This window comes from Microbacterium sp. DT81.1, from assembly GCF_049844955.1.
In the GTDB taxonomy this organism is placed as follows: domain Bacteria; phylum Actinomycetota; class Actinomycetes; order Actinomycetales; family Microbacteriaceae; genus Microbacterium.
In genome coordinates, this window is sequence record NZ_JBNCMA010000001.1 from 137069 (window position 1) to 152745 (window position 15677).

Genomic DNA, 15677 nt, shown 5'->3' on the forward strand with positions numbered 1-15677 from the left:
CTCATCGGGGGATGAGCGTCCGGCAAGAGCGACTCGCGGCCCGGAGCGCATCCGAGAGCGGGTTCAGATGGGCCCCGGGTCTACCACGGGGGAGGGAGACCCGGGCCCGTCATTCCCCGCAGGGGGCCGTCGCTGGGGACGGCGGTGAGACGCGACGGTGGGAAAGCGGTGCGGGCTGTCCGCACTCAGACCAGCGGGGCGCCCGCCGTCCACACGCCGCACACTTCCAGTCCCGCCGTCAGCAGCACGGCGTCCGCCGAGAATCCTTCCGCGAGGCTCCCGAGCCGATCGCTCATTCCGATTGCGCCGGCGGGTGTGCTCGTCAGCGCTGCGACGGCCTCTTCCAGCGGCACGCCGGCGGCGACCACCAGCCGAAGAGCAGCGTCCTGCGTGGAGGTCGATCCTGCGATCGATCCGCCGCCATGGAGCCGTGCGACTCCGTCGACCACGTCCACCGCGAGGTCGCCGAGGGAGTAGTGCCCATCGCCGGCGCCCGCCGCGGCCATCGCGTCGGTGATGAGCGCGATTCGGCCGGGAGCAGAGGCGAAGAGCATGCGGATGATCCGGGCGTCGACGTGCACGCCGTCTCCGATCACCTCGAGCACGACGCGCGCATCGTTCGCGGCGGCGCCCACGGGGCCCGGTGCTCGGTGATGGAGCCCCCGCATGGCGTTGAATGCGTGCGTCAGCATCGTCGCGCCGGCATCGAAGGCGGCGACGGACCGGCCGGCGTCGGCATCCGTATGTCCCACCGCCGCGGCGGCGCCGGCCCGGGTCACGAGACCGATCGCCTCCATCCCGCCCGCCAGTTCGGGCGCCAGCGTCACCTGACGAAGGGTTCCTCGTCCGGCGGTCAGCAGAGCGGCCAGTGCCGCCGGGTCCGGGTTCCGCAGGAACTCGGCCCGGTGGGCGCCGCGGTGGCCGGCATCCAGGAACGGTCCCTCCAGATGCGAGCCGAGCACGTCGGGATCGGTCTCCGTGAGGTCGGCGACCATGCGCACGCGACGTTCCAGATCGTCCAGGGGCGCCGTCACCAGCGAGATCACGGCGCGCGTCGTTCCATGGGCTCGGTGCAGGGCACGGGCCGCGCGGATCGCATCCGGGCCGTCGTCGTACGAGAAGCCGGCGCCGCCGTGCCCATGGATGTCGATGAAGCCCGGCGTCAGCAGGGCACCGGCCCCCGCCACTTCGGTGGCATCCACGATCGTGCCGGCCGCGGCATCCCGCCATCCCGTTCCCGCACCGGTCTCGGCGACGACGCCGCCGTCGAAGAGGACCCATCCGTCGTCCACGATCCTCCCGCCCGTTACCAGGCGTGCGGAGTGAAGGACGGTCCTCACGAAGCGCCCGTGCCCGAGCCCGGCGCCCAGTCGATCTCGCCGGAGCGGTGGAACCCCGTCCCCTGGCTCGCCCACAGCGGTCCGAGGGCACCGACGCGCGCGCGGAAGGAGTCCCAGGTGCGCAGGGCCGAGTCCGCCGGGGACCAGCCGATCTCAGCCGCCGAGGCGATCCGCGGGAAGGCGAGCTGGTCGATGTCTGCGAGGGTCGCAACCGTCTCGGTCCAGAGCGGCGCCTCGACGCCCAGGATGTCGTCATCCTGGATGCCGGGCACGATGGCGGCGGGGTCCCACGAGTACGAGCGCTCGACGCTCGTCGGACCGTCGGCCCACGTCAGCCCCAGGGGCGTCGACGAGTCGTACTTCATGTCCAGGTAGGTCGCATCGGCGGGCGAGAGGATGACCCGGCCGCCGTTCGCGACGAAGGCACGAGCCTCTGCCGCCTGGTGCTCCGCCGGCGTGCGCAGCTGCCAGTACTGTCCGACCGTGCCGAGGGCGAGCCCGGAGGCGGCCCCGGCCTCGTGCCAGGCGATCGGAGTTTTGCGCGTGCCGGCGATGATCTGCGAGACCCGCGCGACGAAGGCTTGGAAGTCCTCCGCTGGCGTGCCGAGGGCCTCGTCGCCGCCGAGGTGCAGGTAGGGCCCCGGCGTCATCTCGGCGAGCTCGCCGAACACGTCGGCGAGGAACGCGTAGGTCGCCTCGTCGTGGATCTTGAGTGAGGAGAACCCGACGGCCCAGCCGGTGTACGGCTCGCCGGTCACGGGCAGTTCCTGCCCGAGTTCCCGGGCGGCGACGGCGTGCAGGTCGGTCAGCACCGGCGCCTCGGTCAGCTCCGGGTACGCGAGAGTCACCGCGTGGGTGTGGCCGGGCACATCGATCTCGGGCACCACGATCATGTGGCGGGATGCCGCGTACGCGACGATCTCGCGGTACTGGGCCTTCGTGTAGAAGCCACCAGGATCGCCGTTCGCCGACGTGCCGGAGGCGGTCTCGGTCAGCCTCGGCCACGCCTCGATCTCGATGCGCCAGCCCTGGTCGTCGGTGAGGTGCAGGTGCAGCGCGTTGAGCTTCAGCGCCGCGGCGCGGTCGATGTAGGCCTTGACGACCTCGACCGGGAAGAAGTGCCTGGCCACGTCGAGCATGACACCGCGGTAGGGGAAGCGCGGAGCGTCCCGGATGGCCGCGGCCGGCACGGCCCACCGCCCGCCCCGCTCCGTGACGAGCTGCGTGAGGCTCTGGCGGGCGTAGAAGAGCCCGGCCTCGGTCTCCGCCTCGGCGCGCATCGCCAGGTCGTCGATGTACAGGCGATAGCCCTCGGCCCCCAGGCCCTCGCCCGAGACCAGCTCTTCGTCGATCGCGTCCAGCGCGGTCTCGATGGCGGCGTCCAGGTTTTGCGCGTCGAGCAGGTACGGGGCGGCGTGGGACAGGTCCTGGAAGACCGCCGGAGCGGGCACGATGTGCATGTAAGGAACCCTAACAAAAGCCCCCGGCATCCGTCACCCCCCATCCGGTATGCTCATCAGGTCGCGACTGGCGTTGAGGTGGGCCACCACCGGGAAGCGACCGACACGGCATTCGACCGCACGCCTGGGCCGATGCGGACCTTCTTTTTCCGAGCCGTCGTCAAGGAGCACGCTGTGACCGACCCCTACTTTCACGCCCCCCTCTCCGAAGTCGATCCCGAGATCGCACAGGTGCTGCAGCGCGAGCTCGACCGCCAGCGCGGGTTCCTCGAGATGATCGCGTCCGAGAACTTCGTGCCCGTCTCCGTGCTGCAGTCCCAGGGCTCCGTCCTCACGAACAAGTACGCGGAGGGATACCCCGGCCGGCGCTACTACGGCGGGTGCGAAGAGGTGGATGTCGCGGAGGAGCTCGCCATCGAGCGGGCCAAGGCCCTCTTCGGCGCAGAGTTCGCGAACGTGCAGCCCCACTCGGGCGCCACCGCGAACGCCGCCGTGCTGCACGCCATCGCGCGCCCCGGCGACACCCTGCTCGGACTCGCGCTCGATCAGGGCGGTCACCTGACGCACGGCATGAAGATCAACTTCTCGGGCCGCCTCTACAACATCGTCGCCTACGGCGTGGACCCCGAGACCTCGATCATCGACATGGACGAGGTGCGCCGCCTCGCGATCGAGCACAAGCCCAAGGTGATCATCGCCGGCTGGTCGGCCTACCCCCGTCAGCTCGACTTCGCGCGGTTCCGCGAGATCGCCGACGAGGTCGGCGCACTGCTCTGGGTCGACATGGCGCACTTCGCCGGGCTCGTCGCGGCCGGAGTCCACCCGTCGCCGGTGCCGCACGCGCACGTCGTCTCGTCGACGGTGCACAAGACGATCGGCGGACCGCGTTCGGGCTTCATCCTGACGAACGACGCCGACCTGGCGAAGAAGATCAACACCGCGGTGTTCCCGGGTCAGCAGGGCGGGCCGCTCATGCACGTCATCGCGGCCAAGGCCACGGCGTTCAAGCTCGCCGCCACCCCGGAGTTCCGCGACCGCCAGGAGCGCACCGTGCGCGGAGCGCACATCGTCGCCGAGCGGCTGACGCAGCAGGACGTCGCGGATGCCGGCATCGCGATCCGCTCCGGCGGCACCGACGTGCACCTCGTGCTCGTCGACCTCCGCGGCGCCGAGATCGACGGCAAGCAGGCCGAAGACCTGCTGCACGACATCCACATCACGGTGAATCGCAATGCGGTGCCCAACGACCCTCGTCCGCCGATGGTCACGTCCGGCCTGCGCATCGGCACCCCGGCGCTGGCCACGCGCGGCTTCGGCGACGAGGAGTTCGCCGAGGTCGCCGACATCATCGCGCTCGCCCTGCTCCCGAACGTGGATGCCGAGGGACTCCGGGCCCGGGTCGCGGCCCTGACCGCCCGGTTCCCGCTGTACCCCGACCTGCACCAGTAGGCGGCCGGAGCCCGCCGGACCCGCGCCGCCGGACCGCGCCGGTTCGGTTTCATCGAGAATCGTCGGGCGGCCGAGGATCCGTGCGACGCGCCGAGTCTGGGCCGCAGGGCCGAGTCTCGATCCAGCGGCGGGGAACGGGACCCGCGTCGGGGGCCGGCGAAAGAGGAATGAGAGAAGGGAACGACATGACAGCGCAGAAGCTCGACGGCATCGCGACCGCGACGGCGATCAAGGCCGAACTGACCGAGAGGGTCACGGCGCTCGCCGCGCGCGGCATCGTTCCGGGACTCGGCACGCTGCTCGTCGGCGATGATCCGGGGTCACGCTCCTATGTCACGGGGAAGCACCGCGACTGTGCCGAGGTCGGTGTCGCCTCGATCCAGGTCGAGCTGCCGGCATCCGCTTCGTTCGACGAGATCGCGGATGCCGTCCGCGCGCTCAACGACGACCCGGCCGTGACCGGCTTCATCGTGCAGCTTCCGCTGCCGAAGGGCATCGACGAGAACGCGATCCTCGAGCTCGTCGACCCCGCGAAGGACGCCGACGGGCTGCACCCCACGAACCTCGGACGGCTCGTGCTCGGCGTCGACCCGGCGGCCGCCGTTGCAGCCCCGCTGCCGTGCACGCCGGCCGGGATCATCGAGCTGCTCACCCGTCACGGAGTCGAGATCTCCGGCAGACAGGTGACGGTGATCGGACGAGGCATCACGGTGGGGCGGCCGCTCGGGCTGCTGCTGACCCGCAAGGGCACCGATGCCACCGTCACGCTGACGCACTCCCGGACGGTGGATCTTGCGGCCGAGGTGCGCCGCGCCGACATCGTGGTCGCGGCCGTCGGCCAGCCGCACCTCGTGAAGGCGGACTGGATCAAGCCCGGCGCCGCCGTGCTCGACGTCGGCGTCACGCGTGTCGGCACGACCGAGGGCGGCCGGGCCAAACTCGCCGGGGATGTCGACCCCGCCGTGGCGGAGGTGGCGGGATGGCTCTCGCCGAATCCCGGGGGAGTGGGTCCGATGACCCGCGCCCTGCTGGTGTCGAACGTCGTCGAGTCCGCGGAGCGCGCGGCCGGCTGAGCGGGCGCGGCCGGCGCGGGCTTCGGGAGGAGATCTGCGTTCCGGAGGGCCGGAACGGCCCGCGGCATCCTCCCGATCCCGGATCTCCTCCCGAACCTGCGCCGGATGACGCGAACTGCGAGCCGTGGACCGCAGGGAGGGCCGGAACGGCGCGCGCCATCCTCCCTATTCGGGATCTCCTCCCGAACGGCCGCGCGTCCCAACCAGCACCGGGACCGGGGTGGGCCTCAGGCGCGGAAGCGCGCGAGGAACTCCTGGGTGCGCGGCTCGCGCGGCGCCCCGAAAACCGCGGCCGGTGACCCCTGCTCGAGGATGCGGCCCCCGTCGAGGAACACGACGCGATGGGCAACGTCGCGGGCGAAGGCCATCTCGTGGGTCGCCATGACGATCGTGGCGCCGTCCGCGGCGAGCTGGCGCACGAGGTCGAGCACCTCCGCGACCAGCTCCGGATCCAGGGCGCTCGTGATCTCATCGAGCAGCAGCAGCTCGGGCGCCGTGGCGATCGCCCGCACCAGCGCGGCCCGCTGCTGCTGCCCCCCCGAGAGGCGGTCGGGATGATCCTGGGCCTTCGCCGCGAGGCCGACGCGTTCGAGCAGGCGCATGCCCTCGGCATCCGCCTGCCGGCGCGGCATCCGCTGCACGTGCCGCATCGCCAGGGTCACGTTCTCGAGCACGCTCATGTGCGGGAAGAGGTTGTACTGCTGGAAGACGACCCCGATGCGGGCACGCACCGCGTCGGCGTTCACGCGGGGGTCGCTGACGTCCAGGCCCGACAGCCAGATCTGCCCGTCATCGATCCGCTCGAGCAGGTTCACGGTCCGCAGCAGGGTCGACTTTCCAGAGCCGCTCGCGCCGATCAGCGCGACCACCTCGCCCGGTTCGACGATGAGGTCGATGCCGCGCAGCACGACGTGGTCGTCGAAGGATTTCGACACGCCGTCCAGGCGCAGCACCGGCTCGGTCATACGATGCCGCCGACCTGCTCGCGCGCCCGCACCCGCGCCGTGTACCAGTCGGTGAGGCGGATCGTCGGAATCGCGAGCAGCACGAACAGCAGGCCGGCGACGACGTACGGCGTGAAGTTGAAGAACCTCGCCGTCTCGATCTGGGCCGCTCGCACGGCATCCACTGCACCCAGGATGGAGATCAGCCCGACGTCCTTCTGCAGTGCCACGAAGTCGTTCATCAACGCCGGGGTCACCTTGCGGACGGCCTGCGGGACCACGACCAGGCGCATGGTCTTCGCGTGGCTCAGTCCGAGCGAGCGCGCGGCCTGGCGCTGCGACGGATGCACGGCCTCGATGCCCGCGCGGAACACCTCCGAGACGTAGGCCGAGTAGGTGAGGGTCAGGGCGATGGTGCCCCACACCTCCGCGGGCACGCGCACGGGGATGAGCCCGAGTCCCGGGATGCCGAAGCCGACCAGGTACAGCACGATGATGAGCGGCACGCCGCGGAAGAGGTCGGTGTAGGCGGCGGCGAAGACCCGCAGCGGCAGCCAGATCGGACCCCGCAGTGTGCGGATCGTGGCGAGGAGCAGGGCCACGAGCACCACCAGGACCGACGCCATCGCCAGCACGCGGAGGTTGAGCAGGAAGCCCTCCCAGACCCGGGGCAGCGACGCGACGAACACCTCGCCGTTGAAGAACGTCTGCTGAACCACCGCCCAGCCGGGCGTGTTCAGGAGCGCGACCCATACCACCGCCGCGAGGACGAGCGTCGAGAGCAGGCTGAGGAGGACAGACCTGCCGCCCTGCCGCTTGCGATACGCCTGTCGCTCGAGTTCGACGGCGCTGGGCGCGTGCGCTGAGAGGATGCCGGGCGGGCCTGTCATCGAGCCAGGCTAGTCGAGCGCCGACGCGTGCTCATTCCAGCAACCGGACAGTGCTCATTCCAGCAACCGGACAGTGCTCATGCCAGCAACCGGGCTGTGCTCATTCGAGCAGCGGGGCCAGTGCTCATTCGAGCAGCGGCGCCTGGCCCTCGCCCCCGAGCCACTCCGTCGCCAGCTCGTCGAGCACCCCGCGTTCCCGCAGCGCATCCACCGCCGCGGTCACGTCTTCGGTGAGCGGCGAGTCCTTGGCCAGCACGAGGCCGAAGCGATCGGCATCCGCCCCCTCGATGGCCGGCAGCTGCCCGACGAGCACGCCGTCGGTCAGCTCGACCCCCGAGATGTAGAAGGCGGTGGGCAGGTCGAGGACGATCGCGTCGACCTGGCCGTTCTCGAGGGCGAGCTTGGCGTCGTCGTTGGAATTGAACGCCTGGGCGCCCTGCGTCGGCGCGATGACCTGCTCGATGGCGGTGAAGCTGGTCGTGCCGGTCTGGGCGCCGATCAGGAGCCCCTGCAGGTCGGCGATCGAGGATGCATCGGCCGCGGGGGAGTCGCCGGTGGTCACGACGACCTGCGTGGTCTCGTAGTACGGCGAGCTGAAGTCCACCGACTGCTCCCGCTCCTCGGTGATGGAGAACTGCTGCAGGTTGAAGTCGAAGTCCTTGGGTCCTGGTGCGATGGCCTCGTCGAAGGTCGTGCGCACCCAGACGACGTCGTCCTCGGCGAAGCCGAGCTCCTCCGCCACGGCGTACGCGACGGCGGACTCGAAGCCCTCCCCGCTCTCGGGCTCGTCGTCGATCACCCAGGGGTAGTAGGCCGGTTCGCCGGTGCCTACGGTGAGTTTTCCGGGTGTCACGTAGCCGCTGTCGGCGTCGTTCGATTCCGCCGGAGCGGAGGCGCCGGACGCACACCCCGTGAGGGCGAGCGCCGCGATCGCGACGCCGACCGTCGCGGCGCGCAGGGAGGAGCGGAAGTGCGGCATGGTGCCTCCAGTACTCGGGATGCCGCGGTCCGGGCGCGGCCCCACTATTCTCCCGCGGGGTGGCGTGGACGCCGCGGGTGCGGGTCGGTTTGTTACATGACCTTCATGCGAGCTCGGCTCTCCGGCGGGAGCGCCCTGCAGGGCGGCGCGAGACGGCTCAGCCGAGGTCGTCGAGCATCTTGCGCTGCTCGGGCGTGAGGCCGTCCTTGAGCTCCCGCTGCACCTCGGCCGTGGCCGAAGCGGGTCGCGGGGCGTCCGTCAGCGGCACGGTGCCACCCGCCGTCGCCCTCCGCTTGCCGGCGGCCCGGTCGTACAGCGCGCCGGCGTGTCCCTCGACGCGATCATCGATCGCGGCGTAGATCGCCCAGCCGATGAGCAGGATGAGCGGCGGAAGCACGTAGCCCCAAAAGAAGCCGCCGACGTTGACGCCGGAGAGCAGCACGACCAGCATCCAGATGAGCAGCGCGACCACGTAGACGATCACGAACTCGACGAGGCGCTCGCCCACTTTGGTGCGCTGCGACGCCGACTTGGCGGACATCCGCGTGAACCACCCGTGTACGGCGGGCTTCACCCAGATCGTCCCGGCGGTCAGGATGACCGCGCCCCAGAACGCCGAGAAGCCGACGCGCGCCGGGGTGAGCCACCCGATCACGAGCAGCACGACGATGTTGAACACCAGGAGCGAGAGGAATCGCACGACCCATGTCTTCATACCCACTACGTTGCCACAGAGGACGAGCACCGTGCTCGGGCCTTGCGGGTTCGGCGCGGGTAGGCATCCCCCCAGCCCGAATCTCCTAGCGCAGCGCGACGAGCTTCGTCACGTCGTCGTACGGCAGCGTGTCGGACACCGCGGTCACCGTGATCTGGCCGAGCTCGATGCGGCCGGATGTCACGGTCAGGAACGCCGTGTCGGCGGCATCCCGTCCGGTCGCGATGCGCACCAGCGTCTGGCGCGGCGCCAGGGTGGTCGCGTCCACGACGTACCAGCCGCCGTCCACGTACGCCTCTGCGACCGCGTGGAAGTCCATCGGGTAGAGCCCCGGGGCGTACACGGACGCCATGCGCGCGGGGACATTCAGTGCGCGCAGCAGGCCGACGGTGAGGTGCGCGAAGTCCCTGCAGACGCCCTGACGTGAGAGCAGCGTGCGCACTGCTCCATCGGTCGGCAGGCTCGACCCGCTCACGTACGCGAGCCGTGTGCCGACCCACGACGACACGGAGTGCAGCAGCTCGGCGGCGTCCTTGATGCCGGAGAACTCGGCGCCGGCCGTGGGTCCGAGCGAATCGGACTCGGCGTAGCGACTGGGCCGCAGATAGCGCACCAGGTCGGTCGGGTCGGGCTCTTCGAGTCCGGCGGCCGCGGGAACGGTCGCGGAGTAGTCGAAGCGGAGCTCGCCCACCGGTGCCTGCACCCGGTGCAGGCGGGTGCCGTGGGCATCGACGAGTTCCTCGGCTTCGATCTGCCGCCCGTCGACGCTCGCGTTGACCCACTCCTGCGACGGCTCGTAGATCTCGCCGACCGCGACCGAGAAGATCAGCTCGGCGGGCTCGGTCACCTTGACCGTGATGGTGCTGGCGACACTGCGCTGGGGAAGCTCTTCGGATGCCATACCCCAAGCGTGCCATGCTCCGGAGCGTGCCCCGTTCAGTAGCTCTCGCGCTCGCCGCCTTCGACCGGCGCGTAGCGGGCCGCGAGGCCCTCGGACCCGCGTGCAAGCAGCGCGACGTCCGCCCCCACGAGGATGAAGGACGCACCCGCGCCGAGGTAGCGATCGGCGAGTTCGGGATCGAATGCGTTCACGCCGACCGGGGTGCCGGCGGCGCGCACCGCATCGAAGGTGCGCATGACGGCGGCCTCGACATCCGGATGCGTCTGCTGACCGAGAAGACCCATGGATGCCGCGAGGTCGGACGGTCCGACGAAGACGCCGTCGATCCCGTCCACGGCGGCGATGTCCGCCGCCGCCTCGACACCCGCGACCGTCTCGATCTGGACGTACAGCGATACGTGCGCGTCGGCCGCCCCGAGATAGTCGTCGACCCGGTTCCACCGCGCGGCCCTGGCCAGCGCGCTTCCGACGCCCCTCACGCCGCGTGGCGGATAGCGCACGGCGGCGACCATCTCGCGCGCCTGGTCCGCGGTGGACACCATCGGGATGAGCAGGTTCTGCGCCCCGAGATCGAGCAGCTGCTTCACCGTCACGACGTCGCCGACGGGTGCGCGCACGACCGGGGTGGTCGGGTAGGCGGCGACGGCCTGCAGCTGCGCGAGCGTGGATTCGAGCCCGTTCGGCGAGTGCTCCGTATCGATCAGCAGCCAGTCCAGGCCCGCGCCGGCGCAGATCTCCGCGACGAGCGGCGAGCCGGAGCACACCCACATGCCGGCGAGCGGGCGGGCGGACTGCGCGATGCGCTCGCGGAACGTTGCGGCTAGCTGAAGCGGCACGAGATGGTCCCCATCGGTCCATAGTCGCAGTGCACCAGGTCGCCGCGCGACACCCACATCGGGCGCGTGAACGACCCGGCGAGGATGACCTCCCCCGCTTCGAGGCGGTCCCCGTGCTGGTGCAGCTTGTTGGCAAGCCACGCGACGCCGGTGGCCGGATGACCCAGAACACCGGCGGAGACGCCGGTCTCCTCGATCTCGCCGTTGCGGGACAGCACACCCGGCACCCACCGCAGGTCGATCTCGTCGGGGCGCTTCTGGGTCGATCCCCGCACCATCGCCCCGTACGCGGCGTTGTCCGAGATGGTGTCGACGATCGTGCGGCCCTCGAGCTCAATGTGCGAGTTCAGCACCTCGAGCGCCGGAACGGCGTAGTCGATCGCGGCCAGAGCATCCCCGAGCGTGCGGTCCGGGCCTGCGAGGGGCTGGGACAGCACGAAGGCCAGTTCGACCTCTATCCGGACGTTGGAGAAGAGGTCGACGGGGATCTCGGCGCCGCTCTCGTACACGGTGTCATCGAACATGACGCCGTAGTCGGGCTCCGTGATGCCGGTCGCCTGCTGCATCGCCTTGGACGTGAGCCCGATCTTGCGGCCGACGAGGCGGCGTCCGGCGGCGATGTTGCGGTCGCGCCAGACGGCCTGGATCGCGTAGGAGTCCTCGATCGTGGCGTCGGGGTAGCGCGCGGTGACCCGCGGGATCACCCCGTGCGTGCGGTCGGCCTCGGCCAGCTCCTCCGCGATCGCGGCGATGGTCGCGTCATCCAGCATCCTGCGTCTCCTTGTCGTTGTCACGCTACCCAGCGGTCCCTGAGCTTGTCGAAGGGTCGACGCCTCGACAGGCTCGGCGACCGGGCAGCCTAGAGTTGGTGGCCCAGCTTGTACTCGCCCTGCTTCCAGCTCGGCAGCGCCTCGGCCGGCTCATCCGGGCGCGTGTAGGAGAACCCGTCGGCGCCGATCGTGACCGCCATCTCGCTGTCGTCGGTGCGCGCGACGAGCGGTTGCGGGCTGCCGTCGAGATCCAGAACGGTGGATGCCTCGGTGTACCAGGACGGCACCACGGGGTTGCCCCACCAGTCCCGGCGCTGATTGTCGTGCACGTCCCATGTGACGACCGGATTGTCGGGGTCGCCCGTGTAATAGTCCTGTGTGTAGATCTCGATGCGGTGCCCGTCGGGATCGCGCAGGTAGAGGTAGAAGGCGTTCGACACGCCGTGGCGCCCCGGTCCGCGCTCGATCGCATCGGAGCGCCGGAGCGCCCCGAGCTTGTCGCAGATCGCGATGATGTTGTGCTTCTCGTGCGTCGCGAACGCGATGTGGTGCATACGAGGTCCGTCGCCGCCGGTCATCGCGGTGTCGTGCACCGTGGGCTTGCGCCGCATCCACGCCGCGTAGACGGTGCCCTCCTCGTCCTGGATGTCTTCGGTCACGCGGAAGCCGAGATCCTCCATATACGCCACCGCACGGGGCACGTCGGGCGTGACCTGATTGAAGTGGTCCAGTCGCACGAGGGCACCCGGTGTGTAGAGGTCGTAGCGCCACGCGAGACGTTCGACGTGCTCGACGTCGTAGAAGAACTCGTACGGGAATCCGAGCGGATCCTCCACGCGCACGGAGTCGCCGATGCCCTTCGTGAAGCCCTCGGGGCGACGCTCGACGCGGCATCCGAGCTCCTCGTAGAACGCGACGGCCTTGTCGAGCTCTTCGGGGCTGCGCACCCGGTACGAGAAGGCGGCGACCGCGGCGACCGGACCCTTGCGCAGTACGAGATTGTGGTGGATGAACTCCTCGAACGAGCGCAGGTAGACGGCGTTCTCGTCCTCCTCGGTGACGATGAGGTCGAGCACGTCGACGTAGAACGCTCGGGATGCCGCGAGGTCGGTCACGACGATCTCCATGTACGCGCAGCGCAGGATGTCGGGTGCCGGGGCAGTGGGTGTGGGGAGGCGGTCATTCATATCAGCGTCCTTGCTTTCGTATCCGGTCCCCGAGCCTGTCGAGGGGTCGACGCCTCGACAGGCTCGGCGACCGGGTGGTGTGGGTCCGTCGACGAGACGAAGGGCCGTCAGCGGGGGTCGGGGTCGTCGAGGTCGGTCTCGCCGTGAGGGTTCGGCGTCGGCGCCTTGCCGAAGGTCGGGTTGTGCGCCTCGCCGAGGGTGATGTGCACGGCCTGCTGGTCGGTGTAGAAGTCGATCGAGCGGTATCCGCCCTCGTGCCCGAGACCGGAGGCCTTGACACCGCCGAACGGGGTGCGGAGGTCCCGCACGTTGTTCGAGTTGAGCCACACCATCCCGGCCTCGATCGCCTGCGAGAAGTTGTGCGCGCGCTTGAGGTCGCTCGTCCAGACGTAGGCCGCGAGGCCGTACTTCACTCCGTTCGCCAGGGCGAGGGCCTCCTCGTCGGAGTCGAACGGAGTGATCGCGACGACCGGGCCGAAGATCTCCTCCTGGAAGATCCGGGCCTCCGGGGCGACATCCGCGAACACCGTCGGCGCGACGAAGTTGCCCGTTGGGAAGCCGTCGGGACGCCCGCCGCCGGCGACGAGCCGTGCCTCGGTCTTGCCGATCTCCACGTAGCTCATGACCTTGTCGTAGTGCTCCGGATGCACCAGCGCGCCGACCTCGGTGGCCGGATCGTGCGGATAGCCGACCACCACGCGCTTGGCCTGCGCGGCGTATCGCTCGACGAACTCGTCGTAGATCGGGCGTTCCACCAGGATTCGCGAACCCGCGGTGCAGCGCTCGCCGTTCAGCGAGAACACCCCGAAGATCGTGGCGTCGACGGCGGCCTCGAGGTCGGCGTCCGCGAACACGACGGCGGGTGACTTGCCGCCGAGCTCCATCGACAGCCCCTTCAGGAACGGCGCGGCGTTGCCGAAGATCAACTGCCCCGTGCGGCTCTCGCCCGTGAAGGAGATGAGGGGAACGTCCGGATGCTTCACCAGGGCGTCCCCGGCTTCCTCGCCCAGCCCGTTGACCAGGTTGAAGACCCCCTGCGGGAGACCCGACTCCTCGAAGATGCCCGCCCACAGTGAGGCCGACAGCGGAGTGAACTCCGCGGGCTTCAGCACGACCGTGTTGCCGGTCGCGAGGGCGGGGCCGAGCTTCCACGACTCCAGCATGAACGGGGTGTTCCAGGGTGTGATCAGCCCCGCCACGCCGATCGGCTTGCGGTTGACGTAGTTCATCTGGCGACCCGGCACCTTGAAGGCGTCATCCGTCTGCGCGACGATCAGGTCGGCGAAGAAGCGGAAGTTCTCGGCCGCCCGGCGGGCCTGGCCGAGCGCCTGGGTGATCGGCAGTCCGGAGTCGAAGCTCTCCAGCTCGGCCAGCCGGGCATCCCGCGACTCGACGATGTCGGCGATCCTGTGCAGCACGCGCGAGCGCTCGCGCGGCAGCATCCGAGGCCACGGTCCCTCGGTGAACGCACGCCGGGCGGATGCCACCGCCCGGTCGATGTCGGCCTTCTTGCCGGCTGCAGCCTGCAAGTACGTCTCGTTCGAGACGGGGTCGAGCACGTCGAACGTCGAGCCGTCCGCGGAGTCGACGAACTCGCCGTCGATGTAGTGCTGGATGCGGGTGGGCAGATCGGCGGGCACGTGCCCGCGGACCACGGCGGTGTCGGTCATCGCTTCTCCAGTTCTGCAAGTCGGGGGAGGCCGAGCGCCTCGTCGGGGTGCTCGTGCACGAGGTAGGCGTCGAGGGTCGCCGAGCGGTGGCGGCGGGCGGCGTCCTCGATCTCGCTCAGCGGTGCGCTGATCTCGATCAGCCGCACGATGTTCTCGTGCTCGCGCACGGACTCCGCCGCGCGACCGGGCACGAAGCTGAAGGTCGAGTCGCGGAGGTTGCCGAGCCGGCCCCATTCGCCGCGCACGATCTCGAGCAGACGCGGGTTCGCGCAGCGATCGAACAGCGTCGCGTGGAACTCCTGATTGAGCGCGGTGAACGAGTGCGGGTCGAAGTGGTCGAGCGTCTCGATCATCAGCGCATTGATCTCGCGGGCGCGGCGGATGTCGTCGGCACTGAGCTGCCGGGCCGAAAGCGCGGTCGCCGCGCCCTCGAGGATGCTGAGCGCCTGCATGCTGTTGCGGTAGGCCGAATCATCCACCATCGACACGTGCGCGCCCACGTTCCGTTCGAACGTGACGAGCCCTTCGGCCTCGAGCTGGCGGATCGCCTCGCGGACGGGGACCACCGACATGTCGAGGTCCTTGGCCAGGTTGCCGAGGACGAGCCGGTAGCCGGGCGTGAAGTCCTGGCGGGCGATGCGCTCCTTGATGAAGTGATACGCCTGCTGCGACTTGCTGAGGTCGGATTTCACCGCGTCTTCCGCCACGTGCGGTACCTCGCCTTCCACGCGTCGTTCATCGGGAAGAGCCCATCCACCGGATGCCCGGCCCGCACCTGTTCGGCGACGAAGGCGTCTTCTTCCTCCTGCTCGAGGGCCGCATCGACGACCTCCTCGACGAGGGAGGGCGGGATGACGATCACGCCGTCACCGTCGCCCACGATGATGTCGCCCGGCTGCACCGTGGTGCCGCCGCAGCCGATCGTGACGTCGACGTCCCATGGCACGTGCCTGCGGCCGAGCACCGCCGGATGCGCGCCGTTGGAGAAGACGGGGAGGTCGATGTCGGCGACCGTGTCGTAGTCGCGGACCCCGCCGTCCGTGACGATGCCGGCGGCGCCGACGGTGTACGCGCGCAGCGCGAGCACGTCGCCGAGCGTGCCGGAGCCGCGCTCGCCGCGCGCCTCGATGACGATCACCTCACCGGGCCGGACCGCGTCGAAGGCCCGCTTCTGCGCGTTGTAGCCGCCGCCGTGACTGGCGAAGAGGTCTTCGCGGCCCGGGACGAAACGGAGGGTCTTCGCCGTGCCGACGAGCTTCGTGCCCGGTCGGTTCGCGTGCACGCCGTCGATGGTCATGTTGTCGAGGCCCCGCTTGCGCAGTTGCGCGCTGAGTCCCGCCACGGGCGCGGCGACCAGCTTCGCGCGGAGTTCGTCGGAAAGGCCCCTCGCCCCTTCGACAGGCTCAGGGACCGATTCGCCGGTCGCCGAGCTTGTCGAGGCGTCGTCCTCGTTCTTCGCCCCT

At 70.1% G+C, this 15677-nt stretch carries 14 protein-coding genes, 1 pseudogene and 1 riboswitch; of the genes and pseudogenes, 2 read left to right on the forward strand and 13 right to left on the reverse strand.

Going from position 1 to position 15677, the window contains the following annotated elements:
- Positions 1-185: 185 nt before the first annotated feature.
- Both nagA and ACLQ2Q_RS00605 read right to left on the reverse strand, forming a co-directional pair.
- On the reverse strand, positions 186-1340 hold the full coding sequence (gene nagA, locus ACLQ2Q_RS00600; RefSeq protein WP_425816891.1) for an N-acetylglucosamine-6-phosphate deacetylase: 1155 nt from the start codon (positions 1338-1340) through the stop codon (positions 186-188).
- On the reverse strand, positions 1337-2800 hold the full coding sequence (locus ACLQ2Q_RS00605; protein WP_425816893.1) for a family 20 glycosylhydrolase: 1464 nt from the start codon (positions 2798-2800) through the stop codon (positions 1337-1339). Before ACLQ2Q_RS00605 ends, nagA begins: the two co-directional genes overlap by 4 nt.
- A 53-nt stretch (positions 2801-2853) precedes the next feature.
- Positions 2854-2937: riboswitch (ZMP/ZTP riboswitch) on the forward strand.
- A 37-nt stretch (positions 2938-2974) separates the two neighbouring features.
- On the opposite strand from ACLQ2Q_RS00605, the gene glyA reads away from it, so the two are divergent.
- Entirely contained in the window at positions 2975-4249 is a 1275-nt protein-coding gene (gene glyA / locus ACLQ2Q_RS00610; protein WP_425816895.1) for a serine hydroxymethyltransferase, read from the forward strand.
- 185 nt (positions 4250-4434) lie between these two features.
- Positions 4435-5322, forward strand: a complete 888-nt coding sequence (locus ACLQ2Q_RS00615; protein ID WP_425816897.1) for a bifunctional methylenetetrahydrofolate dehydrogenase/methenyltetrahydrofolate cyclohydrolase — start codon at positions 4435-4437, stop codon at positions 5320-5322.
- A gap of 227 nt (positions 5323-5549) precedes the next feature.
- Here ACLQ2Q_RS00615 and ACLQ2Q_RS00620 read toward each other — a convergent pair whose 3' ends face one another.
- The 11 genes and pseudogenes from ACLQ2Q_RS00620 to ACLQ2Q_RS00670 form a co-directional block, all read right to left on the reverse strand.
- Positions 5550-6287 carry an amino acid ABC transporter ATP-binding protein gene (locus tag ACLQ2Q_RS00620; RefSeq protein WP_425816899.1) on the reverse strand — a complete coding sequence of 246 codons (738 nt, stop codon included), beginning with the start codon at positions 6285-6287 and terminating at the stop codon, positions 5550-5552.
- Complete coding sequence (locus tag ACLQ2Q_RS00625) at positions 6284-7156, reverse strand: amino acid ABC transporter permease (protein WP_425816901.1); 873 nt, start codon at positions 7154-7156, stop codon at positions 6284-6286. Before ACLQ2Q_RS00625 ends, ACLQ2Q_RS00620 begins: the two co-directional genes overlap by 4 nt.
- Positions 7157-7280: 124 nt before the next feature.
- Positions 7281-8135, reverse strand: a complete 855-nt coding sequence (locus ACLQ2Q_RS00630) for an ABC transporter substrate-binding protein (RefSeq protein WP_425816903.1) — start codon at positions 8133-8135, stop codon at positions 7281-7283.
- A gap of 157 nt (positions 8136-8292) precedes the next feature.
- A complete protein-coding gene (locus ACLQ2Q_RS00635) occupies positions 8293-8850 on the reverse strand; it encodes a hypothetical protein (RefSeq protein WP_425816905.1) in 558 nt (185 codons plus the stop codon).
- A gap of 85 nt (positions 8851-8935) precedes the next feature.
- Positions 8936-9751, reverse strand: a complete 816-nt coding sequence (locus ACLQ2Q_RS00640; protein ID WP_425816907.1) for a transglutaminase-like domain-containing protein — start codon at positions 9749-9751, stop codon at positions 8936-8938.
- Positions 9752-9786: 35 nt separating this feature from the next.
- Positions 9787-10587 (reverse strand): HpcH/HpaI aldolase family protein, encoded by an 801-nt coding sequence (locus ACLQ2Q_RS00645; protein ID WP_425816909.1) that lies wholly within the window; start codon positions 10585-10587, stop codon positions 9787-9789.
- Positions 10572-11357: a fumarylacetoacetate hydrolase family protein gene (locus ACLQ2Q_RS00650; protein ID WP_425816911.1), complete on the reverse strand. Its 786-nt coding sequence runs from the start codon at positions 11355-11357 to the stop codon at positions 10572-10574. The genes ACLQ2Q_RS00645 and ACLQ2Q_RS00650 overlap by 16 nt, the downstream gene beginning before the upstream one ends.
- Before the next feature lie 89 nt (positions 11358-11446).
- Positions 11447-12544, reverse strand: coding sequence for a 3,4-dihydroxyphenylacetate 2,3-dioxygenase (gene hpaD, locus ACLQ2Q_RS00655; protein ID WP_425816913.1), 1098 nt, complete (start codon positions 12542-12544; stop codon positions 11447-11449).
- A gap of 107 nt (positions 12545-12651) precedes the next feature.
- Positions 12652-14214 carry a 5-carboxymethyl-2-hydroxymuconate semialdehyde dehydrogenase gene (hpaE, locus tag ACLQ2Q_RS00660; protein ID WP_425816915.1) on the reverse strand — a complete coding sequence of 521 codons (1563 nt, stop codon included), beginning with the start codon at positions 14212-14214 and terminating at the stop codon, positions 12652-12654.
- Entirely contained in the window at positions 14211-14921 is a 711-nt protein-coding gene (locus tag ACLQ2Q_RS00665; protein WP_425816917.1) for a GntR family transcriptional regulator, read from the reverse strand. Before ACLQ2Q_RS00665 ends, hpaE begins: the two co-directional genes overlap by 4 nt.
- Positions 14903-15677, reverse strand: a pseudogene (locus tag ACLQ2Q_RS00670) (fumarylacetoacetate hydrolase family protein); the annotation flags it as partial. The pseudogene ACLQ2Q_RS00670 and the gene ACLQ2Q_RS00665, both read right to left, overlap by 19 nt.

Bases quoted from the DNA above. Each gene is read 5' to 3' on its own strand.
- ACLQ2Q_RS00605 (WP_425816893.1), bottom strand. From the start codon at position 2,800: ATGCACATCGTGCCCGCTCCGGCGGTCTTCCAGGACCTGTCCCACGCC.
- ACLQ2Q_RS00615 (WP_425816897.1), top strand. From the start codon at position 4,435: ATGACAGCGCAGAAGCTCGACGGCATCGCGACCGCGACGGCGATCAAG.
- ACLQ2Q_RS00620 (WP_425816899.1), bottom strand. From the start codon at position 6,287: ATGACCGAGCCGGTGCTGCGCCTGGACGGCGTGTCGAAATCCTTCGAC.
- ACLQ2Q_RS00625 (WP_425816901.1), bottom strand. From the start codon at position 7,156: ATGACAGGCCCGCCCGGCATCCTCTCAGCGCACGCGCCCAGCGCCGTC.
- ACLQ2Q_RS00630 (WP_425816903.1), bottom strand. From the start codon at position 8,135: ATGCCGCACTTCCGCTCCTCCCTGCGCGCCGCGACGGTCGGCGTCGCG.
- ACLQ2Q_RS00635 (WP_425816905.1), bottom strand. From the start codon at position 8,850: ATGAAGACATGGGTCGTGCGATTCCTCTCGCTCCTGGTGTTCAACATC.
- ACLQ2Q_RS00640 (WP_425816907.1), bottom strand. From the start codon at position 9,751: ATGGCATCCGAAGAGCTTCCCCAGCGCAGTGTCGCCAGCACCATCACG.
- ACLQ2Q_RS00650 (WP_425816911.1), bottom strand. From the start codon at position 11,357: ATGCTGGATGACGCGACCATCGCCGCGATCGCGGAGGAGCTGGCCGAG.
- hpaD (WP_425816913.1), bottom strand. From the start codon at position 12,544: ATGAATGACCGCCTCCCCACACCCACTGCCCCGGCACCCGACATCCTG.
- hpaE (WP_425816915.1), bottom strand. From the start codon at position 14,214: ATGACCGACACCGCCGTGGTCCGCGGGCACGTGCCCGCCGATCTGCCC.